This is a genomic window from Acinetobacter sp. 766875, assembly GCF_000582055.1.
Taxonomy (GTDB): domain Bacteria; phylum Pseudomonadota; class Gammaproteobacteria; order Pseudomonadales; family Moraxellaceae; genus Acinetobacter; species Acinetobacter nosocomialis.
On sequence record NZ_JEXX01000026.1, the window covers coordinates 1 to 24,215 of the forward strand.

Here is a 24,215-nt window from a genome sequence, read left to right on the forward strand (position 1 = left end):
AACAAATGCGACCTTGTTGACGACGAAGAATTACTTGAATTAGTAGAAATGGAAGTTCGTGAACTTCTTTCTACTTACGACTTCCCAGGTGATGACACTCCAGTAATCCGTGGTTCAGCTCTTGCTGCTCTTAACGGTGAAGCAGGTCCTTACGGTGAAGAATCAGTTCTTGCTCTTGTAGCAGCTCTTGACTCTTACATCCCAGAACCAGAACGTGCTATCGACAAAGCATTCTTAATGCCAATCGAAGACGTATTCTCAATTTCTGGTCGTGGTACAGTAGTAACAGGCCGTGTAGAATCTGGTATCGTTAAAGTTGGTGAAGAAGTAGAGATCGTTGGTATTAAAGATACAGTTAAAACAACTGTAACTGGCGTAGAAATGTTCCGTAAACTTCTTGACGAAGGCCGTGCAGGCGAGAACTGTGGTGTATTACTTCGTGGTACTAAGCGTGAAGACGTACAACGTGGTCAAGTACTTGCTAAACCAGGTACAATCAAGCCGCACACTAAATTCGACGCAGAAGTATACGTACTTTCTAAAGAAGAAGGTGGTCGTCACACTCCATTCTTAAATGGTTACCGTCCACAGTTCTACTTCCGTACAACTGACGTAACTGGTGCGATCCAGTTGAAAGAAGGCGTTGAAATGGTAATGCCAGGTGACAACGTTGAAATGTCAGTAGAATTAATCCACCCAATCGCAATGGACCCAGGTCTACGTTTTGCGATCCGTGAAGGTGGTCGTACTGTAGGTGCTGGTGTTGTTGCGAAAGTAACTGCATAAGCATAATATAGTGACGTATTACGTCTCAAGTTGAGAGCTTTGGCTCTCAACTTGCTTTATAGGTCAGTAGTTCAATTGGTAGAGCGTCGGTCTCCAAAACCGAATGTTGGGGGTTCGAGTCCCTCCTGACCTGCCATATTTTGAAATAAAAAGCTTGATGCTGGCTTAGTTGTTCATATAATAAGTCGCGAGTTCTACGACGAGTACAAAAATGTCGAATGATAAATCGCGTGACGCATTGAGCGACGCGCCAATTCCTCAAAGAAATAATTCTGCTGAAGTTGTTCGTACTGGTTCGCCTTTAGATATCGTTCTATGGGTGATAGCAATTGCATTATTGCTCTCGGCTACCATGGTGAATCAGCATTTACCAGCGTATTGGGCCCCTGCAAATAATGTATGGGTGCGCGTTGGGGTAATTTTTGCTTGTATCGTTGTGGCTTTAGGTTTATTATACGCCACCCATCAAGGTAAAGGCTTCGTTCGTTTGCTGAAAGATGCACGAGTCGAATTGCGTCGAGTAACTTGGCCAACAAAACAAGAAACAGTCACTACATCGTGGCAGGTTCTATTGGTTGTAGTTGTTGCATCGTTAGTATTATGGTGCTTTGACTATGGTTTGGGTTGGTTAATTAAGTTGATTATCGGGTAAAAGAGCTATGAAACGTTGGTACATTATTCATGCCTACTCTGGTTATGAAAAACAAGTGATGCGTTCACTTACAGAACGAATCCAGCGTAGCGCTGTTGCCGATAGCTTTGGTGATGTCCTAGTTCCTACCGAAGAAGTGGTAGAAATGAAGGACGGTAAGAAACGTAAATCTGAGCGTAAATTCTTTCCTGGCTATGTGTTAGTTGAAATGGAAATGAATGATGATACTTGGCACATTGTTAAAGAATGTCCAAAAGTATTAGGTTTTATTGGGGGTACACCTGAAAAACCTGCGCCAATCACTCAACGTGAAGCAGATGCGATTCTTGCGCGTGTACGTAATACTGGTGAAGCTCCACGTCCTAAGACGATGTTTGAACCAGGTGAAGAATTACTCGTTATTGACGGTCCATTCACAGACTTTAAAGGTGTGGTGGAAGAGGTTCAATACGACAAGTCACGTTTAACGTTGACGATTAACGTGTTTAATCGACCAACTCAGGTTGAACTCGAATTTCGCCAAGTCGAAAAAACGATTTAATCTTAATTGGTTGAAAAGCGCCCGATTTTATCGGGCATTGTTGTTGTAACAGTGTTGTTACGTAGAAATTGGGGAGCCTAACGGCGCCTGTACCCAGAGGTATTTTAAAATGGCTAAGAAGATTGACGGCTATATCAAGCTGCAAGTTCCAGCTGGTAAAGCAAATCCATCTCCACCAATTGGTCCTGCACTAGGTCAACGTGGTGTAAACATCATGGCATTCTGTAAAGAATTCAATGCTGCTACACAAAAAGTTGAACCAGGTCTTCCAATTCCTGTAGTGATTACTGTGTACAACGACAAGTCGTTCACATTCATCATGAAAACTCCTCCAGCTTCTATTCTTCTTAAGAAAGCTGCTGGTATCCAAAAGGGTTCATCTGTACCTAACAAAACTAAAGTTGGTAAGTTGACTCGTGCTCAATTAGAAGAAATCGCGACTACTAAAGAACCAGACTTAACTGGTGCTGATTTAGACGCGCGTGTTCGTACCATTGCTGGTTCTGCACGTTCTATGGGCTTGGAAGTGGAGCTATAAGACATGGCAAAGTTAACTAAACGTCAAAAAGCCATTGCTGCTGCTGTAGAAGCAAACAAAGTTTACACTTTGGAAGAAGCAGTACAGGTTCTTAACAGCTTACCTGCAGCAAAGTTCAAAGAATCTTTAGACATCTCTGTAAACCTTGGCGTAGATCCACGTAAATCTGATCAGGTTGTTCGTGGTGCGACTACATTACCTGCAGGTACTGGTAAAACTGTACGTGTAGCTGTATTTGCTCAAGGTGCTCAAGCAGAAGCTGCTAAAGAAGCTGGTGCTGATGTTGTAGGTTTTGATGACCTTGCTGAAAGCATCCAAGGTGGAAACCTTGACTTTGATGTTGTGATCGCTGCTCCAGACGCTATGCGTGTTGTTGGTAAGCTCGGTACAATTCTTGGTCCACGTGGTTTAATGCCAAACCCTAAAGTAGGTACTGTAACTCCTGATGTTGCGAATGCTGTTAAAAACGCGAAATCTGGTCAGGCTCGTTACCGTGTAGACAAAGCGGGTATTATCCACGCTGCGATTGGTCAAGTTGGCTTTGATGCTGCTGCAATCCGTCAAAACGTTGAAACTTTAGTTGCTGACTTGAAAAAGTTAAAACCTGCAACTTCTAAAGGTGTATACATCAAAAAGATCACTTTGAGCTCAACTATGGGTCCTGGTCTTACTGTTGATGTAAACAACGTTTCTAACTAAGTTTTAACTTAGTTCTGTACAGAATTTTAAAGTCCTGATTGAGTAGGTAGAAAAAATAGAAATAAGTTTCTATTTTTGCGCAGTTAAAGCAACGCTTTGACTCTTGCTTATCAGGCGGACTTTGAATTGATGAATGAGAATTTATCAGCGTCAAAGACCTCAGGCGAGAAGGCGTTATTTTCGGATAGCGGCTTTTCTTAATAATCCAGCCTGCGTAGACGCGGTGGTGTGATTTGTTCCTCCTCCGCGTGTAAGTCGAAAGGCTTACGAATTGGGAGTGTGCCCATTGGGTGCATAAATCACCTTAGGAGGTTTTACAATGGCTCTTCTTATCGAAGACAAAAAACAGATCGTTTCAGAAGTAAGTGAAGTTGCTTCTAAAGCGTTTGCAGCCGTTGTTGCTGACTATCAAGGTTTAAGCGTAGAGCAATTAACAACACTTCGTGTTGAAGCTCGTAAGTTAGGTGTAACTACACGTATCGTACGTAACACTTTGGCTAAGCGCGCATTCCAAGGTACTCAATTTGATATCTTGAACGACAACCTTGTTGGTCCAACAATTCTAGGTTTTTCAACTTCTGAAGATGACATGGGTGCAGCTGCACGCTTGTTTGAAGAATTTGCAAAAACTAACAAAGCATTTGAATTAAAAGCTGCTGCATTTGACGGCAAAGTTTATCAAGGTGCTGATGTTAGCGTAATTGCTAATCTTCCAAACCAAGAGAAAGCGCTTACTATGCTTGCCTCTGTTCTTCAAGCTCCTATTTCGAAATTGGGTCGCCTCATTACAGCGCTCAAAGAGAAAAACGAGTCAGAAGCTGCTTAATCAATTTTACACACCATTCAATATCCATTTGGAGTTATTCTCATGGCTTTAACTAACGAAGAAATCTTAAACGCAGTTGCTGAAAAAACTGTTCTTGAACTTGTTGAATTAATTTCTGCTTTCGAAGAGAAATTCAACGTTTCAGCTGCAGCTGTTGCTGTTGCTGCTCCAGCTGGTGGCGCTGCTGCAGCTGCTGAAGAACAATCTGAATTCAACGTTGAGTTGACTTCTTTCGGTGCTAACAAAGTAGCTGTTATTAAAGCAGTTCGTGAAGCAACTGGCCTTGGTCTTAAAGAAGCTAAAGACCTAGTTGAAGGTGCTCCTCAAGTTCTTAAAGAAGGCGTTTCTAAAGAAGAAGGCGAAGAACTTAAGAAGAAACTTGAAGAAGCTGGTGCTACAGTTACACTTAAGTAATTGTAAAAGGAGTCGGTTTTTAAATCGGCTCCATAAAATGGCTGATGGCTCTTGGGTCATCAGCCTTTTTGCGTTACAATAATCGGCTCGATTTTTGTTAGTTTTGTTTGATTTTTAGAAAAATCTAAATAAAACAAGAAATTTCAAATGTTTACCAATATTTTTCTTTTTTAAAAATATTGTTAAGCGTTTTTATACCACTAAAAATTGCAGCATTTGTAAACAGTGGTGGCCATATCGGCCTGCGTAATTCCTTCTGAGCCCGTTCTGCAGGCGGGCTTAGTTTACTTTCCGAGGACTCCAGATGGCATACTCATATACCGAAAAGAAACGGATCCGTAAGAATTTTGGTAAATTGCCCCAAGTAATGGATGCACCGTACTTACTATCGATTCAGGTCGATTCGTACAGAACATTCTTGCAAGATGGCAAAACTCCAAAAAACCGCGAAGATATCGGTCTCCAAGCCGCATTTCGTTCAGTTTTTCCTATCGAAAGTTATTCTGGCAATGCTGCTTTAGAATTTGTTGAGTATAGCCTTGGTAAACCTGAGTTCGATGTACGCGAATGTATTCTTCGTGGTTCGACTTATGCGGCACCAATGCGCGTTAAAATTCGTTTGATTATTAAAGATCGCGAAACTAAATCAATTAAAGACGTACGTGAACAAGAAGTCTATATGGGTGAAATTCCACTCATGACTGAAAACGGTACCTTTGTTATCAATGGTACTGAGCGTGTAATCGTATCTCAATTACACCGTTCACCAGGCGTATTCTTTGACCATGATAAAGGTAAGACTCACTCAAGTGGTAAAGTGTTGTATTCAGCACGTATCATTCCTTACCGTGGTTCATGGTTAGACTTTGAATTTGATGCAAAAGACCTTGTTTACGTACGTATTGACCGTCGTCGTAAATTACTTGCTACTGTTGTGTTACGTGCACTAGGTTATAACAATGAACAAATCTTGAATTTGTTCTACGAAAAAGTACCTGTGTATCTTGACATGGGCAGCTATCAAATTGACCTTGTTCCTGAGCGTTTACGTGGTGAAATGGCTCAATTTGATATTGCTGACAATGAAGGTAAAGTCATTGTTGAGCAAGGCAAACGTATTAATGCGCGTCACGTACGTCAAATGGAAGCTGCAGGTTTAACTAAACTTTCAGTTCCTGATGAATACTTATATGAACGTATTACGGCTGAAGATATTACTTTACGTGATGGTGAAGTAATTGCTGCAAATACGTTGTTAAGCCATGAAGTAATGGTGAAGTTGGCAGAAGGTGGTGTTAAACAATTTAACATCCTATTCACGAATGACATCGACCGTGGTTCATTTGTTGCTGATACATTGCGTGCAGACACAACAGCGGGACGTGAAGAAGCATTAGTAGAAATCTACAAAGTGATGCGTCCAGGCGAGCCGCCAACAAAAGAAGCTGCTGAAAACCTATTCAATAACTTATTCTTCTCTTCCGAGCGTTATGACTTATCTCCAGTAGGTCGTATGAAGTTCAACCGTCGTCTAGGTCGTCCTTACGAAGTTGGCACTGATCAAAAATCTCGTGAAGTTGAAGGTATTTTATCGCACGAAGATATCATCGATGTATTACGTACGTTGGTTGAAATCCGTAACGGTAAAGGCGAAGTAGACGATATCGACCATTTAGGTAACCGTCGTGTACGTTCTGTTGGTGAAATGACAGAGAACCAATTCCGTGTTGGTTTAGTACGTGTTGAGCGTGCTGTTAAAGAGCGTTTAAGCCAAGCAGAAACTGATAACTTGTCTCCACAAGACTTGATTAATGCTAAGCCAGTTGCTGCTGCAATCAAAGAATTCTTTGGTTCAAGCCAGTTATCTCAGTTCATGGACCAAAACAACCCATTATCTGAGATTACACATAAGCGTCGTGTATCTGCGCTTGGCCCAGGTGGTTTAACACGTGAACGTGCAGGCTTTGAAGTACGTGACGTACATCAAACTCACTATGGTCGTGTGTGTCCAATTGAAACGCCTGAAGGTCCAAACATTGGTTTGATTAACTCGCTTTCTGTATATGCAAAAGCGAATGACTTCGGTTTCTTGGAAACACCATACCGTAAAGTTGTAGATGGTCGTGTAACTGATGATGTTGAATATTTATCTGCAATTGAAGAAGTAGGTACTGTTATTGCACAGGCTGACTCAGCAGTAGATAAAGATGGCAACTTAACAGAAGAATTTGTTTCTGTTCGTCACCAAGGTGAATTCGTACGTATGCCACCTGAAAAAGTGACGCATATGGACGTTTCTGCACAGCAGGTTGTATCTGTTGCTGCATCACTTATTCCATTCCTTGAACACGATGACGCGAACCGTGCATTGATGGGTTCGAACATGCAACGTCAGGCTGTTCCTACTTTACGTGCTGACAAGCCTCTTGTTGGTACTGGTATGGAAGCGAACGTAGCACGTGATTCGGGTGTGTGTGTAATCGCAAACCGTGGTGGTGCAATTGAATATGTAGATGCTTCTCGTATCGTTATTCGTGTAAACGAAGATGAAATGGTTGCAGGTGAGGCAGGGGTAGATATCTATAATCTCATCAAATATACACGTTCGAACCAAAATACTTGTATTAACCAAAATGTTATCGTGAATTTGGGCGACAAAGTTGCTCGTGGTGACATCTTGGCAGATGGTCCGTCAACAGACATGGGTGAACTTGCGCTTGGTCAAAACATGCGTGTAGCGTTCATGACATGGAATGGTTACAACTATGAAGACTCGATCTTATTATCTGAGCGTGTTCTTCAAGAAGACCGTTTAACTTCTATTCATATTCAAGAATTGTCATGTGTGGCTCGTGATACTAAGTTAGGTGCAGAAGAAATTACTGCCGATATTCCTAACGTAGGTGAAGCTGCGCTTTCTAAACTTGATGAATCAGGTATCGTTTATATCGGTGCTGAAGTTACTGCTGGTGACATCTTAGTTGGTAAAGTAACGCCTAAAGGCGAAACTCAGTTAACTCCTGAAGAAAAATTGCTTCGTGCAATCTTTGGTGAAAAAGCTGCTGACGTTAAAGATTCATCTTTACGTGTTCCATCTGGTACTAAAGGTACAGTTATCGACGTTCAAGTCTTCACTCGTGATGGCTTAGAGAAAGATGACCGTGCATTAGCGATTGAAAAAGCACAGCTTGATTCTTACCGTAAAGACTTGAAAGAAGAATATAAAATCTTCGAAGAAGCGGCTCGTGAACGTGTAATCCGTTTACTTAAAGGCCAAGAGTCTAATGGCGGTGGTTCAACTAAACGTGGCGATAAACTTTCTGAAGATTTATTGTCTGGTTTAGAGCTTGTTGATTTACTTGAAATTCAACCGACAGATGAAGCAATCGCTGAGCGTTTAACTCAGATTCAAGTGTTCTTGAAAGAGAAGAGCGCAGAAATCGATGAGAAATTCGCTGAGAAGAAACGTAAGCTTGCAACAGGTGATGAGTTAACAACTGGCGTATTGAAAGTTGTTAAAGTTTACTTAGCTGTTAAACGTCGTATTCAGCCTGGTGATAAGATGGCTGGTCGTCATGGTAACAAGGGTGTTGTTTCTAACATCTTACCTGTTGAAGACATGCCACACGATGCGAACGGTGTACCTGTAGATATCGTATTGAACCCGTTGGGCGTACCATCTCGTATGAACGTGGGTCAGATTCTCGAGACTCACTTGGGTATGGCGGCTAAAGGGCTTGGTGACAAAATCGAAAAAATGTTGAAAGAACAGCGTACAGTTTTAGAACTACGTGAATTCTTAGACAAGATTTATAACAAAGTCGGTGGCGAGCAAGAAGATCTTGATAGCTTGACTGATGATGAAATCCTAGCACTTTCAGGCAACTTGCGTGCTGGTGTTCCTTTGGCTACTCCTGTATTTGATGGTGCTGAAGAAAGTCAAATTAAAGATTTACTTGAGTTGGCTGACATTTCACGTACAGGTCAAACAGTATTGTTTGATGGACGTACAGGTGAACAGTTTGACCGTCCAGTAACTGTTGGTTACATGTACATGTTGAAGTTGAACCACTTGGTTGATGACAAGATGCATGCTCGTTCAACTGGTTCGTACTCATTAGTTACACAACAACCGCTTGGTGGTAAAGCACAATTCGGTGGTCAGCGTTTCGGTGAGATGGAAGTATGGGCACTTGAAGCATACGGTGCAGCATATACACTCCAAGAAATGCTCACAGTGAAGTCGGATGACGTTGAAGGCCGTACTCGCATCTATAAGAATATTGTAGATGGTAACCATTATATGGATCCGGGTATGCCTGAATCGTTCAACGTATTGACCAAAGAGATCCGTTCTTTAGGTATCAACATTGAACTGAAAAATGGTGACTAAGTCGTAAGACTCACGATTTTTTAGGAAAAAACAATATTTGTGACCCAGTCGGGTAAGCGAGGCTTCCCGACACACGGAGAAAAAAATTGAAAGACTTGCTCGATATCATGCGTAAGAAAACGGATTCAGATGGTCATGCGCCAGTTGAGTTCGACCGTATCCGTATTGGTCTTGCGTCACCAGAAATGATTAAGTCATGGTCTCATGGTGAAGTTAAAAAACCTGAGACGATCAACTATCGTACGTTCAAGCCAGAACGTGACGGTTTATTCTGTGCCAAAATCTTTGGTCCAGTAAAAGATTACGAATGCTTGTGTGGTAAATACAAGCGTATGAAATACAAAGGCGTCATTTGTGAAAAATGTGGCGTTGAAGTAACTACAGCGAAAGTTCGTCGTGAACGTATGGGTCACATTGAACTTGCTTCTCCAGTTGCGCATATCTGGTTCTTAAAATCGTTACCTAGCCGTATCGGTTTATTACTTGATATGACACTTCGTGATATCGAACGTGTATTGTATTTCGAATCATATGTTGTTACTGATCCTGGCATGACGCCTTTCGAAAAGTATCAACTTCTTAATGACGAAGAATACTTTACAGCTTTAGAAGAGCACGGTGACGAGTTCGTTGCAAAAATGGGTGCGGAAGCAGTTCAAGACTTGTTGAAAGACATTGATCTTGAAGCTGAGATTGCTCGTTTACGTGAAGAAATTCCTCAAACAACTTCTGAAACGAAGTTGAAAAAAGCATCTAAACGCTTGAAATTGATGGAAGCATTCAAAGACTCGAACAACAAGCCAGAATGGATGGTAATGAATGTACTTCCGGTGCTTCCACCAGATTTACGTCCATTAGTTCCACTTGAAGGTGGTCGTTTCGCGACTTCTGACTTGAACGATTTATATCGTCGTGTAATTAACCGTAACAACCGTTTGAAGCGTCTTCTTGACCTTGCAGCGCCGGACATCATCGTACGTAACGAAAAACGTATGTTACAAGAGTCTGTAGATGCGTTGCTTGATAACGGTCGTCGTGGTCGTGCAATTACTGGTTCTAACAAACGTCCATTAAAATCTTTGGCAGACATGATCAAAGGTAAACAAGGTCGTTTCCGTCAGAACTTGTTAGGTAAGCGTGTTGACTACTCTGGTCGTTCGGTAATTACTGTAGGTCCTACTTTACGTCTTCACCAATGTGGTCTTCCGAAGAAAATGGCACTTGAATTATTCAAGCCATTCATTTTCGCGAAATTACAAGCTTCAGGTCAGGCAACAACCATTAAAGCTGCGAAGAAAATGGTTGAGCGTGAGACTCCGGAAGTTTGGGACGTTCTTGCATCTGTAATTCGTCAACACCCAGTAATGTTGAACCGTGCGCCAACACTTCACCGTTTAGGTCTTCAAGCATTTGAACCTATTCTTATTGAAGGTAAGGCAATCCGTCTTCACCCACTCGTTTGTGCTGCGTTTAACGCCGACTTCGATGGTGACCAAATGGCGGTACACGTTCCATTGACACTTGAAGCACAGTTAGAAGCTCGTGCATTGATGATGTCAACAAACAACATCTTGTCACCAGCAAACGGTGAGCCAATTATTGTTCCTTCTCAGGACGTTGTCTTGGGTCTTTACTACATCACACGTGATGCAGTAAATGCTAAAGGTGAAGGCATGGTGTTTGCGGATACTCACGAAGTAAACCGTGCACTTGCAACTGGTCAAGTTGCGATTCATGCTCGTGTTAAAGTACGTGTGCATCAAACTGTTATCAATGAAAATGGTGAGCGTGAACAGCAAACTATTATTGTTGATACGACACCAGGTCGTTGCTTACTTTGGGAAGTTGTTCCAGAAGGTTTAAGCTTTGACATGATCAACCTTGAGATGACTAAAAAGAACATCTCGAAGTTAATCAACTCTTGCTACCGTAAACTTGGTTTGAAAGATACAGTTATCTTCGCTGACCAGTTAATGTACTTGGGCTTCCGTCAAGCGACTCGTTCAGGTGTATCTGTAGGTATGGAAGACATGTTAATTCCACCTACTAAGCACACAATTATTGATAAAGCTGAAACAGAAGTTCGTGAAATCGAACAACAGTTCGAACAAGGTTTCGTAACTGCTGGTGAGCGTTATAACAAAGTTGTCGATATTTGGGCGCGTACAAACGACCAAGTTGCGAAAGCGATGATGGATAACTTGTCTTACACACTTGTGAAAAACAAACAAGGTGAAGACGAGAAGCAAAAATCATTCAACAGCATCTATATGATGTCTGACTCTGGTGCCCGTGGTAGTGCGGCGCAGATTCGTCAGCTTGCTGGTATGCGTGGTTTGATGGCAAAACCGGATGGCTCGATTATTGAGACACCGATTAAAGCGAACTTCCGTGAAGGTTTAACAGTACTTCAGTACTTTATTTCTACACACGGTGCGCGTAAAGGTTTGGCCGATACAGCATTGAAAACAGCGAACTCTGGTTACTTGACTCGTCGTCTTGTAGACGTAGCACAAGACTTGGTAATTACTGAGCCTGATTGTGGTACAAATGGCGGCCTAGTAATGACTCCATTCATTCAAGGTGGTGATGTCATCGAGCCATTACGTGACCGTGTATTAGGTCGTGTAACTGCTGAAGATGTACGTCGTGCTTCTGATGATGAAGTTGTATTACCTCGCGGTACGTTAATTGACGAGAAAATCGCAGCTCAGCTTGAAGAGGCTGGTGTCGATGAAGTTAAAGTACGTTCAGTAATCGCATGTGAATCTACATTCGGTGTATGTGCTCGTTGTTATGGTCGTGACCTTGCACGTGGTCACTTGGTGAACCCAGGTGAGTCAGTAGGTGTAATGGCTGCGCAATCAATTGGTGAGCCAGGTACACAGTTAACGATGCGTACGTTCCACGTAGGTGGTGCTGCGAGCCGAACTTCTGCTGCAAACAGTGTTCAAGTACGTAACAAAGGTACTGTACGTTTCCACAACGTGAAAACTGTACAACACGCGAAAGGTCACTTGGTTTCAGTTTCACGTTCAGGTGAAATTGGTATTGCCGATGAGTTAGGTCGTGAGCGTGAGCGTTATAAACTTCCTTACGGTGCAAGCATCTTGTTGAAAGATGGTGAAGTCGTTGAGGCAGGTGGTATCGTTGCAACTTGGGATCCGCATACACATCCATTAGTAACAGAAGTTGCTGGTAAAGCACGTTTCAGCCAAATCGCTGATGGTGTAACTGCAACATCGAAAACTGATGATGCAACTGGTATGACAACTGTTGAAATCTTGCCTGTAACAGCACGTCCTGCTTCTGGTAAAGATTTACGTCCAGCAATCGTATTGGATACGGCTGATGGTGGCGAACAGTTCTACTTCTTGCCACAAAACACAATTGTTACCGTTCGTGATGGCGAAACAATTGGTGTGGGTGACGTTATTGGTCGTGTACCACAAGAATCTTCACGTACTCGTGATATTACCGGTGGTCTTCCACGTGTTGCTGACTTGTTCGAAGCACGTAAGCCGAAAGAACATGCGATCTTGGCAGAAGTGTCTGGTATCGTAAGCTTTGGTAAAGAGACTAAAGGTAAGAACCGTTTAGTAATTACTCCAGATGACGGTTCTGAAATTTACGAAGAGTTGATTCCAAAATGGCGTCAAATCAACGTGTTTGAAGGTGAACATGTGAACCGTGGTGAAACCATTTCTGATGGTCCACAAAACCCACATGACATCTTACGCTTGAAAGGCGAAGTTGCTTTAACTAACTACATCGTGAACGAAGTTCAAGACGTTTACCGCCTCCAAGGTGTAAAAATCAACGATAAGCACATTGAAGTTATCGTACGTCAAATGTTGCGTAAAGTTGATATCATCGATGGTGGTGATACAAGCTTCATTAAAGGCGAACAAGTGGATTACATCCGCGTTGTTCAAGAGAACCAAGCTGTCTTGGCTCAGAACAAGTTCCCTGCGAAGTTTGAACGTCAATTGATGGGTATTACGAAAGCATCGCTTTCTACTGACTCGTTCATCTCTGCTGCATCGTTCCAGGAAACAACTCGTGTGTTAACTGAAGCGGCTGTAACAGGTAAAGAAGATGATTTACGCGGCTTGAAAGAGAACGTTGTAGTGGGTCGCTTGATTCCAGCTGGTACTGGTCTTGCATACCATTTAGAACGTCGTCGTCAAGAAGCAGAAGCTGCAGAACATGAGCTTCATAATGACTTCAGCGAAGTAGACCAAGCATTTAGCCAAGCTTTAAACTCAGAACAATTCTAAGCTTAAAGTTTTATTAAAAAGACGCCTTAGGGCGTCTTTTTTGTGGAAAAAATAAGCTATTTTTACAAAAGTCTATTAAAGCACTCTTAATCTATTACTTAATGAGAAAAAACTCTCCATGAAAGCATACTATCCTAGGCACAACTGAGTAGAGGAGTAGCTTTCAATGAAAAAAATGATGATGATTGCAGGTGTGGGTCTGATGTCAACCACTCTATTTGTAGGTTGCCAAAATGCAAGTCCAGAAAGTAAACGTATTGGTTCTGCAGCTATTGGTGGCGGTGCAGGGGGTGCGGTAGGTAAACATGTAGGCGGTAATATTGGTGCAGGTTTAGGGGCAGCTCTTGGCGCAGGCGTTGCAGCAAATGCAAAAGGGTCTAACAGTAAAACTGTACGTAACAGTGCAATTGGTGCCGGTGTTGGTGCAATCTTAGGTGGTGCAGTGATTGGTGGTGATGCTGGTGCTGCTGCAGGTGGTGCACTTGGTGGTAGTGCGGGCGCGGCCTATGAAGAGAAAAAAGGGAAATACTAAAAGTACCTTTAAATATATTTAAACTAGAAGCTCTTTGTAAAATAAGAGCTTCTATTTTCTTTGCTTATTAGATTGAAATTTAAATAATAACTAGACCTAGAATGCTTTTACAAAATATCAATCTATTGCCACAGTGCGATAACATAAACTGATCAAATTCCTCATAAAAGAAGATTATGCTTTGATTAGAGCACAATGGAGTGAGTATGGTCATGAAAAAAACAATTGGTTTAATTTCTACTTTAATGTTATCTGCATTCATGTTCACTGGTTGTCAGAATATGAGTCCATCTGATCAGCGTATTGGTGCAGCAGCATTAGGCGGTGCTGTTGGAGGTGGTGTCGGTAACCATGTTGGTGGCGGTCTAGGTGCTGGTGTAGGTGCAGCAGCTGGTGCGGGTGTAGGTGCGAATGCTAAGGGTAGTAATAAGAGTTCCACAACAAGTAGTGCTATCGGTGCCGGTATTGGATCTGTAGTAGGGAAAGCCATTTTTGGTGGTGACACAGGCGCTGCGATTGGTGGTGCACTTGGTGGCGGAGCTGGTGCTGCGATTGAAGAAAAGCGTTAGAATTTACTAAAATAAAAATAAGTGCCTTTAGGCACTTATTTTTATGGGTATAAGGCTTTTGCCTTTTTTCTACGGATGTATAGCGTCTTTTGCACTTCAGCAATTCTCACACCTGATTCATCAAAAATATTTAAATGATATGTTCTAAGCACTGGAGCATAGTTCTCGGCAAGTTCTCGAATCTGTTCAATTTCTGCTAAGTCAACTCGAATGTCAGCATAAACAGTGCTTCGCCCAGGCGATAAAAAATTAATCTCAGCCGCTTTATCCCAAACTATATATTTTGATCCAAGGTGATGCATAAGAATCAGCATATAAAATGGATCAACCATAGAATAAAGACTTCCTCCAAAATGAGTACCTACCAGATTTTGGTTTTTCCAGGTCAGTGGCATTTTTACGCGAACATGACAGAGCTCTAAATTCATGATTTCAATATGAATCCCTGCACCGCGGTAGGGAGGATAATAATTAAATAAGAATTTAGAAATTGAGGGAATGTTCTGAAGTTTTTTTAAAATAGCCATAATAGTCAATTTTTTTTATTGCAACACTGGTCATACTAGATAAGTATCATCTTTTTTATATTGATGGCAATGCTTTATCCGATTAACGACATGATCGATTGAAAAACAAAATAGGAAATGATTATGCAGCCAAAGATTTATACAGTAACAACAAGTGATCAACAAACTCTATGCGCTAAGGCTTGGGGTGATGAGAAAAATACTCCATTAGTTTTAGTACATGGTTATCCAGATAATCAGGAAGTATGGGAATCAGTCATTGAGCATTTGATCAAAGATTTTTATATTGTTACTTATGATGTCCGTGGAGCGGGTTTGTCATCTATTCCTAAACGAATACGAGATTATCGTTTAGAACGTTTATCTTTAGACTTACAAGAAGTCGTCGATGAAGTACTCCCAAATCGACAGTTCCATATGGCTGCCCATGATTGGGGATCAATTCAGTCTTGGGAGTCTGCAACTGAACCTAAATTTAAAGGCCGTTTACTCTCTTATACAACCATTTCTGGTCCTTGTTTAGATCATGCTTCGCTCTTTTTAAGAGATAAATTTAAAACGACGCCTGCAAAAATCTTAAAAATACTAACAAAATCATGGTATATCGGTGCTTTCCATTTACCATTAATTGCTCCGACGGTCTGGTCTCTTTTTACTCCAGAAAAATGGGGCAAAATATTAAAAGACTTAGAGAGAAAAGATAATTTACCGTTAAATAGTAATATTTCTGCTGATGGTAAATACGGGATTAATTTATATCGTGCGAATTTTATTCCTCGCTTAACAGCTCCTCGCCAGCGTTATGCACAGTGTCCAGTCAAAGCAATAATTTTAAAATACGATACTTTTGTGAGTCCTGAATATATTACGGAAGCAATGCCAAAATGGGTTGAAAACTTTGAGTATGTTGAGCTTGAAGCAAACCATTGGGCGATTCTGAGTCAGGCTGAAAAAGTGGCAGGACATATTCGTCAGTTCATCGAATCACAAAGTTAGTAAGTGACTGTTTAATTTACAAAACTGATAATTTGGCGATATTTTCGGCTTCGTAGATGTGAATCTGATAGAATATCGCCTTTTGTTTTGTTCTGAATTTGTTCATGAATGCTGTTGTTGTGGCGATTGCTGTGATGTTTTTACTATCACTAGCACGCGTTTCTGTCGTATTGACATTAGTGGTCTCTGCCATTGTTGGTGGTCTTGTCGCGGGTTTAAGTCTTTCTCAAACAGTTGAAGCTTTTAATGCTGGTCTTGGTGATGGAGCCGAAGTTGCTCTCGCTTATGCTGTATTAGGTGCATTTGCACTCGCTCTCTCTAAATCGGGTTTACCCGACCTGCTTGCTCATAAACTTATTGGTCTGTTGGGAATGGAAGCAGGGAAAAGCCGTGAAACCAAAGTAAAATATTTACTCTTAGGTATTTTACTTATTGCTGCCATTTTCTCTCAAAACCTCATACCGGTTCATATCGCATTTATTCCTGTACTGGTGCCGCCATTATTACGAGTCATGAATCATTTAAAACTAGACCGCCGCGCAGCAGCTTGTGTCCTGACTTTAGGTTTAGTTGGTACTTATATTTTTCTACCCGTTGGCTTTGGTGCGATTTTCCTTGAACAAATTTTGATGGGGAATATCAACAAAATCGGTGCTGCTTATGGCTTGCATGTAGAACGTGGGATGATGCCAATTGGCATGGCTATTCCAGTTTTAGGTATGGTTTTAGGTACTTTAGTTGCAGTATTTATTAGTTACCGTAAGCCAAGAATTTATGTGGACCGTGCCATTACCCCTGTAGCTACCATTGATTTAGACAAACCTCTGCGTGCAACAGCGCAAGATGAAACAATAGATCTAAAAGCAGATGCAGAAGAACTTAAACACGAAGCAGAGCAAGGCCCTGTAATTGCGAAAAAAACAATTTTTATGGCTTTGCTCGCGATTGGTCTTACCTTAGTTGCACAGCTTTATTCCGGCTCAATGATTTTGGGTGGTTTAGTAGGCTTTGCGGTTCTGTCTACAGCCGGCATTTTTAAATGGCAAGATGCAGATGATGTCTTTGTACAAGGCATGCGAATGATGGCTCTAGTAGGCTTTATTATGATCTCTGCCGCCGGTTTCGCTTCAGTCATGACGCATACAGGAGATATCAATCAACTGGTTAAAGGGGTGGTTGAAATCATTGGTGATAATCGTGCGCTCGCGGCTTTCTTAATGCTGAGTATTGGTTTATTTGTCACGATTGGTATTGGTTCATCTTTTTCAAGTGTGCCTGTTTTAGCAGTTATTTATGTACCTTTATGTGTACAGTTTGGTTTCTCGCCATTAGCGACAATTGCATTGATTGGTACAGCGGCGGCTTTAGGTGATGCTGGATCTCCAGCTTCCGATTCTACCTTAGGACCAACAGCGGGTTTAGGGGTCGATGGACAACATGACCATATTTGGGATACCGTCATTCCAACATTTATCCACTTTAATATTCCATTGTTAGTTTTTGGTTGGATTGCAGCCATGGTTTTATAAGTTTTTTATAATATATTAAATTAAAACCTTCTTAATAATTATCTTAAGATAAGTATTAAGAAGGTTTTTTTATGCTCTAAATAAAATATGTATTTAAAATAAATTATATTAAAATACTCGGAATTTAAAGTATATTAAAAAGGTTGGTTATATAAAATAATTCTGATTAATTAAGTTGGGATAAAAACCAATTAAAATGGTTGGTTAATATATATTTTTATTTAAAACAGTTATTTAAAAATAAATATAAAAATAATTATATAATGGGTGTTGCATCAATTTAAAATAAATGTTTATTATAAATATAAATAAGGTTGGAGATATTAACGTGTTCAAAAAAGCTTTGATTATTGCATTAATGGGGATGTCTTCATTTACTTTTGCTGGTAATTGGCAAGTAAAATTTGGGGGTAGTGTTATTGCTCCATCTGACGATACAACAACTGCTTTAGGTGTAGTAAAAGCTGATCATGAATATGCATTTACACCATCAGTTGAATACTTTTTTGGTGAATCACCTTTTTCGGCAGAATTATTATTAGCAGCGCCGGTTAATCATGATGTTTTATTAGATGGTAAAAATGTAGCACGTATTAAACAATTACCTCCGACAATTACCGCAAAATATCATTTTAAAAACTCAACTCGTTTCACACCGTATATTGGTATCGGGGCGACAGCATTTATTCCTTGGGATGAACAAGGTGTTGCTGACAAAGTAAAAGAAGATTTTGGTGTAGCTGGACAAGTTGGTTTTAACTTCCAACCTGCTGATGCGAAAAATTGGGGGGTATTTGTAGATGTTCGCTATGCGGATATTAGCCCAGAAGTTACTTTAACAAATGGTGCTAAATTTGATTTGGATATTAATCCGTTTGTTTACACTTTAGGTTATAGCTATAAATTTTAAGCATAATAATAAATAGAAAAAATATAATAACAAACCTAGACTCAGGCACCTCACATAGATTTTATGTGAGGTTTTTTATTTTATTGCTCTCACTAAAAAAAAGCATAAAACAGACAGTTTTATACATATTCTTTTGATCTTTATTTTTAAACTATTTTTTATATATCTTTAAAGGAATAACATCATGAATAGAAAATTTGCCATAGGTCTAGCACTTTTTAGTGGCATCACTCTTGCTCATAATGCACAGGCCGCTAGTTTTTCCTGTGAGGCTGCAAAAACTAAGACTGAGCTGAGTATTTGCAAAAATCGTTCTTTAAATGATGCTGATGTCAAAATGGCAACAACATATCAAATTGTTTTACATGCATTGCCAATGGGTGGCCGTGATAATCAAAAAGATACACAGCAGCAGTGGTTAAAAAAAAGAAATGCTTGTGCAGCTAATGTAAGTTGTATTTCTAAAGCTTATCAGCAGAGACAACAACAATTGGACTCTATCTTGCAAGATAGGGTACTAAGTCATGGTCCGTTTTAGTTAAAGAAAAATTTTTTAATATTCAGGATTGAAAAATTGTAGAAGTACTCCATTCATAAAGCATTCGAGAACAAACAAACTTCAAAATTTAAGGAGTGATTTATGAGTGAACAAGCATCACAAAATTATAGTTTCCAAGCAGAAGTAGCCCAGCTTTTACATTTAGTGACGCATTCTCTCTATTCGAACCCTGAAATTTTCTTACGTGAACTTATCTCTAATGCATCTGATGCATGTGATAAGTTGCGTTTTGAAGGAATTAATCATCCTGAATATTATGAAAATGATCCGGACTTACATGTACGCATCAGCTTAAACAAAGAAGATAAAACTTTAACGATTTCTGATAACGGTATTGGATTAAGCCAACAAGAAGCAATTGATAACTTGGGTACTATTGCAAAATCAGGCACTAAAGACTTCATGTCAAAATTAACGGGCGACCAGAAAGCGGATGCTCAATTGATTGGTCAGTTTGGTGTTGGTTTCTACTCAGGTTTTATTGTTGCCGATAAAATTACAGTTGAATCACGCCGCGCAGGTCTCGATGCTTCTGAAGGGGTGCGTTGGATCAGCGGTGGCACAGGTGAGTTTGAAGTTCAGCAAATTGTTAAAGCTTCACGCGGTACTGACATTATTCTTCACTTGCGCGATGATGCGCTTGATTATTTAGAGTCTTATAAAGTTAAGCAAATCGTTAATAAATACTCTGACCACATTAGCTTGCCAATTGAAATGCAAAAAGAAGTTTGGCAGGAAGAGGAGGTTGCTGAAGGTGAAGAGCCTAAAGGCGGCCAAATGGTCAAGACTGATGAATGGGAAGCGATTAACTCTGCAAGTGCTTTATGGACACGCAACAAGAGTGAAGTGACTGAAGAGCAATATGTTGAGTTCTATAAAAACTTAACTCATGACTTCGAAGCACCACTGGCTTGGGCACATAACCGTGTTGAAGGTAGCACCGAATATACCCAATTACTTTATATTCCAAGTAAAGCACCACATGACATTTTTACACGTGAAGCAAAAGCGGGAATTAAGCTGTATGTAAAACGTGTTTTCATTATGGATGATGCGGATAATTTAATTCCAAACTATTTACGCTTTGTTCAAGGTGTCGTGGACAGCGCCGATTTACCGCTTAATGTGAGCCGTGAGTTGTTGCAAGAAAGTCGTGATGTTAAAACAATTCGTGAAGGTAACGCACGCCGTGTACTCACTTTGCTTGATGGTTTGGCTAAATCAGAAGATGAAAAAGACCAAGAAAAATTCAAGACCTTCTACACTGAGTTTGGCTCAGTACTGAAAGAAGGCTTGGGCGAAGACTTTGGTAACCGTGAACGTATTTTAAAATTATTACGTTATGCAACTTCAACAAATGATGAAGTGGTAACTTCTTTTGCAGACTATAAAGCGCGCATGAAAGAAGGCCAAAAAGCCATTTATTATGTTACTGCTGACAGCTTAGCTGCTGCTAAAAACTCTCCACAGTTGGAGTTGTTTAAGAAAAAAGGCATTGAAGTATTGTTAATGGCAGAGCGTGTTGATGAGTGGGCAATGAACTTTGTTCATGAGTTTGACGGTACGCCATTAAAGAATGTATCTAAAGGCGCTGTTGATTTAGGTGACTTGCAAGATGCAGAAGAGAAAAAGGCATTAGAGCAAGCGTCTGAACAGTTTAAACCTGTTGTTGAGAAATTAAGTGACTCATTGAAGGCTAAAACTAAAGAAGTCCGTGTAACGACCCGTTTAGTAGATTCTCCTGCGTGTTTAGTAACAAGTGAAGGTGAGTTGTCTCCTCAACTTATTCGTATGCTCAAACAAGCAGGGCAAGCTGTACCTGAAATCAAGCCAATTTTAGAAATTAACCCTGAGCATCCTTTAGTGAAAAAACTTGAAGGTTCAGAACAGTTTGATGACTTGGCAAACGTGATTTTTGATCAGGCTGTGATTGCAGAAGGTGGTTTACCAGAAGACCCTGCAGCTTATGTGAAGCGTATTAATAGCTTATTGTTGAAATAATATTTGATGTAAAAAAAGCCTCTGAACTGTCAGAGGCTTTTTTTGTGGATAAAGAAAGAGTTATCCACAATTTGATGATTTTTGGCTAAAAATTAGCTTCTAAATTCATTTGGACACTAAGCTGATGTTTCGGGTCATCATCAATATGATTAAAAAAATTAAGATCATTTTGCATAAAAATCCAATCTCGCCATACGGGCTGGCGCCATGAAATATAAGGTCCCCAACTATTTACCCGCATGTCATTTTTAGTATATACACCGCCACTATAAATGCCGTAAGTCAGGCTATTATCTTTTACGAACTCAAATTGCTGAAAAGTCCAATTGCCCCAGTTGTATTCTTCATTTTCACTCTTATTCACATTAAATTTGTTAGCGAACAGGGTGTTGTCTTGCATCTTTTGCGTTAAGTTTAGCGTGGTTTCAGTATAGTTTCGGCTGGTTGAGCCATAGCGAAAGACTTGTTCGGTATCTATGCTAATGTTATGTCTTAAATTCCATTTTTTCTTGGCAAGAAATTGTACATAAACATCACTTTCTGAATTTGAGCCTAAATCAAGATTATTTTCGAAAGGCATCCATGTTGAAATCGTATCCCAGCTTGCAGTAATTGGGTTGCTGATTGAAATATGGGGTGTTGAAGCTTTCTTCTTTTTCTTACCCAAGGTTTTATAAGGTTGTTTGTGCTGGGTTGCACGGTTCCACAGCGTATCATTTCCAAACACGGCCATCAGGTCCTGAATGAGTGCTGCATCTGAATCATTATTATTTTCTACTTCACATGGTGAATTTGAAAAAGTTAGAGAATGACTTTTGCTTTTTATGAATAGGCTCGACGGATGTAGGGAGCGTCTCGTGGAGCGTTGATGCTTTAAGGGCGTAGAGAAAAGCTGTGTATGAGGGATTAAAACCAACATACCTAAACTATAAATACAAAGTAGAGCTTTAGATTTATATTCAAATGACAAAGAAGAGAATTGATTCATTTTTCTGAAAATCAGGAATCAAAAGTTAGCTCAGTATTGTAAGGGAAAAAGCTTAAATTTTTATTTAAAAGTATTTTATTATTCATCACCTTGGAGATAACCTCCAAGGTGATCTTGCTCAATTAGAAAAGTGCTTCTAAACGTAAGAATGTGCTGACAAAATGGTTACGGTCTTCTCGGTGGTCATTAAAGTAGTTGACGTCACCTTGTACAAAGAACCACTCACGTAAGAGCGGCTGACGCCATGATACAAATGGTCCCCAACTGTTTAAGCGTAAATCGTTGTCGTTGTAATAGCCACCTGTGTAAATACCATAGTTAAAACGGTTATTTGCAAAGAAACTATGTTCACGGAAAACTCGGTTTTCCCATGTTAAATCATCATCTTGATCGTCAGCATAAGTTAGGCTGAACTGATTTGATAAGATGGGTTGATTTGGACGAGCATGGGTGAGTTCCAAATTAGTACGTAAATAATTTTCACTATGAATGCCATAGCGATAAATTTCTTCAGCATAAAACTTAAAGTCATTACGGAGTTGCCAATCTCTTGATGCTTTTAAGCGAACATACACGTCATCTCCAGAACGGATACCTAAGTCGGCATCTGTTTCAAACGGCAGTTTTTTAGAGAAATTTGACCAACGTAATGCGATTGAGCTGTTATCATCTCGTGTTCGTTTAGTATCAAGTTTCTTATTTGAATCTTGATTTGGGTTCTGGTTAATATTGGCTGGACTATTATTAAATTCGTTATCTAAAGAGTCATCACCAAATACTACGCTTAAGCGTTTTTCTAGCGTCGGAAGTTTAATTTTACCGCGTATTCTTGGCTTAATTTCAAAGTTATCATATTCGTTCCAATAGTTATCAATCATGACTCGAATGGTGGCCGAAGCAGGCTTTTGAGGATCGACTTCACCAAACCAGTTATCAATTTTTTCCGAAGTGTGATCGGCCCAATTTCGAATTTTCTTTTGCTTACGGTCAAACCAGGTCTGGTCTTCGGTCTGCTCGGTAGGTGGCACAATTGGTTCGTTGGACTGCTCCGGAAAAATCGTTGGAGTGGCATCAATCCACCTTGGAATTTGATCTAAAAGATTTTCATCTTTATTTTCTTCGGTTTGTACTCCAGATGACGAACCATTGACTTGTTGAGTTGAAGAAGAATTTACTTCTGCATGAGCCATGCATATAGAACCAAATCCCAATGTTACAAGTGCAAAAAGCTGCCGATACGTAATAACGTGAAATGTTTTCATATCTATCTTTATGTTTTGTTGTTATTGCCACTTTTGTTGATTTTTCTAATAAAATCAAGAGGACGACACAAAAGTTAAGTAAATTTAACTTTTCTTACATATTTGAAATAACTTAAAAAGTTTAAGCTATTAGCGAGAATTTTTAAGCAAAAAAAATCCCCCAAACTAGGGGGATTTTAGATCAAGGAAACTTCAAATTCCGATCATTAAACACATAAAAAACAGAACATTACAGCGCGAATATTCTAAGTGGCAATCATAAACGCATTTTAAGCAATTGAATAGTTCTTTTTTTAGAACGCTCTATTGCTAAAACGATGATAAAACATACGATTTGTTCACACTTTGCAATTAAGACTGTTTATTTTGTGGAATATCACATGTTTCATCATTACAAACAGCAGCATCATCTTGCTCGATTTCTTCAGCATTTGCCTTGAGCTGTGCTTGTTCTAAGACTTGTAAAAACACTTCACGAGGTTGTGCGCCTGCAAGCGCAATTCTTTGATCAAATACAAAGAATGGTACGCCTGTTACATTAAGTTGCTCATGCGCAATCTTTTCGTCATGACGAACAAAGTCAGCCAATTCATTTGTATCGAGTACATATTCAACTTCGGCATTATCTAAGCCAATACGAGAAGCGATTTCTTCTACGACTTCGCGTTCGCCAATAGCTAAACCTTCAGTCATATAAGCGTGAAAAAAGGCTTCTTTTGCTTCGTTACCTAAGCCTTTACTTTGAGCTAGGTGAATAATACGGTGAGCGTTAAAGCTATTGCCTGAGTTGGCTTTTTGCCATTGGAAGTCGATCCCTTCAGAGGCAGCCATGGCCGCAATGTTGCGCTCCATTTCTTCCATCTCTTCATAGGTACGACCATATTTTTTCGCTAAACGCTCAGTATTTGAAGTGTCGTGGGTCGCTGGCGCATTCGGATCTAACTCGAAACTATGCCAATGAATATCAAGTTCAATGCCAGCTTCAGCCGCGACATGCTCAAGGCGTTTTTTGCCGATGTAACAGAAAGGACAAACTACATCAGACCAGACATCAACACGCATGGGAGAATCTCATAAATTTTAATTACTCATCATAATAGGGATGATGTACAAGGATTTAAAGCATTGAATAGCGAATAGAGTGTTGCGTATTGTGAAATAAATGACATATAAAGAAGTAAGAGCTCTATTTCATAACTATAAAGAGCAAAAC

Annotated in this window: 20 protein-coding genes and 1 tRNA gene; 17 read left to right on the forward strand and 4 right to left on the reverse strand. The window is 40.1% G+C overall.

The annotated features are described in order from the left end of the window. The 12 genes from J576_RS16810 to J576_RS16865 all read left to right on the forward strand — a co-directional run. A partial coding sequence (locus J576_RS16810) for an elongation factor Tu (protein WP_031959841.1) occupies positions 1-786 on the forward strand: 786 nt, incomplete at its 5' end. Positions 787-846: 60 nt separating this feature from the next. Beyond that, positions 847-922, forward strand: a tRNA-Trp gene (locus tag J576_RS16815). Positions 923-997: 75 nt separating this feature from the next. After that, positions 998-1,438 carry a preprotein translocase subunit SecE gene (secE, locus tag J576_RS16820; protein WP_002157045.1) on the forward strand — a complete coding sequence of 147 codons (441 nt, stop codon included), beginning with the start codon at positions 998-1,000 and terminating at the stop codon, positions 1,436-1,438. A 7-nt stretch (positions 1,439-1,445) separates the two neighbouring features. Next, positions 1,446-1,979, forward strand: a complete 534-nt coding sequence (gene nusG / locus J576_RS16825; RefSeq protein ID WP_002115092.1) for a transcription termination/antitermination protein NusG — start codon at positions 1,446-1,448, stop codon at positions 1,977-1,979. Positions 1,980-2,088: 109 nt separating this feature from the next. Continuing rightward, entirely contained in the window at positions 2,089-2,517 is a 429-nt protein-coding gene (rplK, locus tag J576_RS16830) for a 50S ribosomal protein L11 (RefSeq protein ID WP_001074682.1), read from the forward strand. A gap of 3 nt (positions 2,518-2,520) precedes the next feature. After that, positions 2,521-3,216 (forward strand): 50S ribosomal protein L1, encoded by a 696-nt coding sequence (gene rplA, locus J576_RS16835; RefSeq protein ID WP_002156922.1) that lies wholly within the window; start codon positions 2,521-2,523, stop codon positions 3,214-3,216. 319 nt (positions 3,217-3,535) lie between these two features. Further along, complete coding sequence (rplJ, locus tag J576_RS16840; protein ID WP_002157004.1) at positions 3,536-4,042, forward strand: 50S ribosomal protein L10; 507 nt, start codon at positions 3,536-3,538, stop codon at positions 4,040-4,042. 42 nt (positions 4,043-4,084) lie between these two features. Beyond that, positions 4,085-4,456, forward strand: a complete 372-nt coding sequence (rplL, locus tag J576_RS16845; protein WP_001229360.1) for a 50S ribosomal protein L7/L12 — start codon at positions 4,085-4,087, stop codon at positions 4,454-4,456. Positions 4,457-4,760: 304 nt separating this feature from the next. Then, positions 4,761-8,849 (forward strand): DNA-directed RNA polymerase subunit beta, encoded by a 4,089-nt coding sequence (gene rpoB, locus J576_RS16850; RefSeq protein WP_002156925.1) that lies wholly within the window; start codon positions 4,761-4,763, stop codon positions 8,847-8,849. An 86-nt stretch (positions 8,850-8,935) separates the two neighbouring features. Beyond that, positions 8,936-13,129 (forward strand): DNA-directed RNA polymerase subunit beta', encoded by a 4,194-nt coding sequence (gene rpoC, locus J576_RS16855; RefSeq protein ID WP_002053534.1) that lies wholly within the window; start codon positions 8,936-8,938, stop codon positions 13,127-13,129. A gap of 166 nt (positions 13,130-13,295) precedes the next feature. Then, on the forward strand, positions 13,296-13,661 hold the full coding sequence (locus J576_RS16860; RefSeq protein WP_002157021.1) for a hypothetical protein: 366 nt from the start codon (positions 13,296-13,298) through the stop codon (positions 13,659-13,661). A 212-nt stretch (positions 13,662-13,873) separates the two neighbouring features. Further along, positions 13,874-14,230 (forward strand): YMGG-like glycine zipper-containing protein, encoded by a 357-nt coding sequence (locus J576_RS16865; RefSeq protein ID WP_023187972.1) that lies wholly within the window; start codon positions 13,874-13,876, stop codon positions 14,228-14,230. 41 nt (positions 14,231-14,271) lie between these two features. On the opposite strand, the gene J576_RS16870 is transcribed toward J576_RS16865, so the two are convergent. Next, positions 14,272-14,757, reverse strand: a complete 486-nt coding sequence (locus tag J576_RS16870; RefSeq protein ID WP_002156984.1) for a DUF4442 domain-containing protein — start codon at positions 14,755-14,757, stop codon at positions 14,272-14,274. A gap of 117 nt (positions 14,758-14,874) precedes the next feature. Between J576_RS16870 and J576_RS16875 the strand changes: the two genes are divergently transcribed. The 5 genes from J576_RS16875 to htpG all read left to right on the forward strand — a co-directional run bounded on the left by J576_RS16875 (position 14,875) and on the right by htpG (position 20,752). Continuing rightward, on the forward strand, positions 14,875-15,753 hold the full coding sequence (locus tag J576_RS16875) for an alpha/beta fold hydrolase (protein WP_081401019.1): 879 nt from the start codon (positions 14,875-14,877) through the stop codon (positions 15,751-15,753). Positions 15,754-15,857: 104 nt separating this feature from the next. Then, positions 15,858-17,282 (forward strand): Na+/H+ antiporter family protein, encoded by a 1,425-nt coding sequence (locus tag J576_RS16880; protein WP_002156999.1) that lies wholly within the window; start codon positions 15,858-15,860, stop codon positions 17,280-17,282. A 328-nt stretch (positions 17,283-17,610) separates the two neighbouring features. After that, positions 17,611-18,192 (forward strand): OmpW/AlkL family protein, encoded by a 582-nt coding sequence (locus J576_RS16885; RefSeq protein ID WP_002156917.1) that lies wholly within the window; start codon positions 17,611-17,613, stop codon positions 18,190-18,192. A gap of 184 nt (positions 18,193-18,376) precedes the next feature. Beyond that, positions 18,377-18,730 carry a lysozyme inhibitor LprI family protein gene (locus tag J576_RS16890; protein WP_002157002.1) on the forward strand — a complete coding sequence of 118 codons (354 nt, stop codon included), beginning with the start codon at positions 18,377-18,379 and terminating at the stop codon, positions 18,728-18,730. A gap of 102 nt (positions 18,731-18,832) precedes the next feature. After that, positions 18,833-20,752, forward strand: coding sequence for a molecular chaperone HtpG (gene htpG, locus J576_RS16895; RefSeq protein ID WP_033855700.1), 1,920 nt, complete (start codon positions 18,833-18,835; stop codon positions 20,750-20,752). A gap of 85 nt (positions 20,753-20,837) precedes the next feature. Here the strand turns inward: htpG and J576_RS16900 are convergent, their stop codons facing one another. The 3 genes from J576_RS16900 to J576_RS16910 form a co-directional block, all read right to left on the reverse strand. Continuing rightward, entirely contained in the window at positions 20,838-21,740 is a 903-nt protein-coding gene (locus tag J576_RS16900; protein WP_025467988.1) for a hypothetical protein, read from the reverse strand. 122 nt (positions 21,741-21,862) lie between these two features. Beyond that, positions 21,863-23,002 (reverse strand): hypothetical protein, encoded by a 1,140-nt coding sequence (locus J576_RS16905; protein ID WP_025467987.1) that lies wholly within the window; start codon positions 23,000-23,002, stop codon positions 21,863-21,865. Between the two features lie 351 nt (positions 23,003-23,353). Beyond that, complete coding sequence (locus J576_RS16910) at positions 23,354-24,064, reverse strand: DsbA family oxidoreductase (protein WP_002156938.1); 711 nt, start codon at positions 24,062-24,064, stop codon at positions 23,354-23,356. Between the last annotated feature and the right edge of the window lie 151 nt (positions 24,065-24,215).

Coding starts and splice junctions, on each gene's coding strand:
- J576_RS16890 (WP_002157002.1), top strand. CDS start 18,377: ATGAATAGAAAATTTGCCATAGGTCTAGCACTTTTTAGTGGCATCACT.
- nusG (WP_002115092.1), top strand. CDS start 1,446: ATGAAACGTTGGTACATTATTCATGCCTACTCTGGTTATGAAAAACAA.
- rplK (WP_001074682.1), top strand. CDS start 2,089: ATGGCTAAGAAGATTGACGGCTATATCAAGCTGCAAGTTCCAGCTGGT.
- rpoB (WP_002156925.1), top strand. CDS start 4,761: ATGGCATACTCATATACCGAAAAGAAACGGATCCGTAAGAATTTTGGT.
- rplA (WP_002156922.1), top strand. CDS start 2,521: ATGGCAAAGTTAACTAAACGTCAAAAAGCCATTGCTGCTGCTGTAGAA.
- J576_RS16875 (WP_081401019.1), top strand. CDS start 14,875: ATGATTATGCAGCCAAAGATTTATACAGTAACAACAAGTGATCAACAA.
- J576_RS16905 (WP_025467987.1), bottom strand. CDS start 23,002: ATGAAAACATTTCACGTTATTACGTATCGGCAGCTTTTTGCACTTGTA.
- J576_RS16860 (WP_002157021.1), top strand. CDS start 13,296: ATGAAAAAAATGATGATGATTGCAGGTGTGGGTCTGATGTCAACCACT.
- rplJ (WP_002157004.1), top strand. CDS start 3,536: ATGGCTCTTCTTATCGAAGACAAAAAACAGATCGTTTCAGAAGTAAGT.
- J576_RS16870 (WP_002156984.1), bottom strand. CDS start 14,757: ATGGCTATTTTAAAAAAACTTCAGAACATTCCCTCAATTTCTAAATTC.
- htpG (WP_033855700.1), top strand. CDS start 18,833: ATGAGTGAACAAGCATCACAAAATTATAGTTTCCAAGCAGAAGTAGCC.
- J576_RS16900 (WP_025467988.1), bottom strand. CDS start 21,740: ATGAATCAATTCTCTTCTTTGTCATTTGAATATAAATCTAAAGCTCTA.
- secE (WP_002157045.1), top strand. CDS start 998: ATGTCGAATGATAAATCGCGTGACGCATTGAGCGACGCGCCAATTCCT.
- rplL (WP_001229360.1), top strand. CDS start 4,085: ATGGCTTTAACTAACGAAGAAATCTTAAACGCAGTTGCTGAAAAAACT.
- J576_RS16910 (WP_002156938.1), bottom strand. CDS start 24,064: ATGCGTGTTGATGTCTGGTCTGATGTAGTTTGTCCTTTCTGTTACATC.
- J576_RS16880 (WP_002156999.1), top strand. CDS start 15,858: ATGAATGCTGTTGTTGTGGCGATTGCTGTGATGTTTTTACTATCACTA.
- J576_RS16865 (WP_023187972.1), top strand. CDS start 13,874: ATGAAAAAAACAATTGGTTTAATTTCTACTTTAATGTTATCTGCATTC.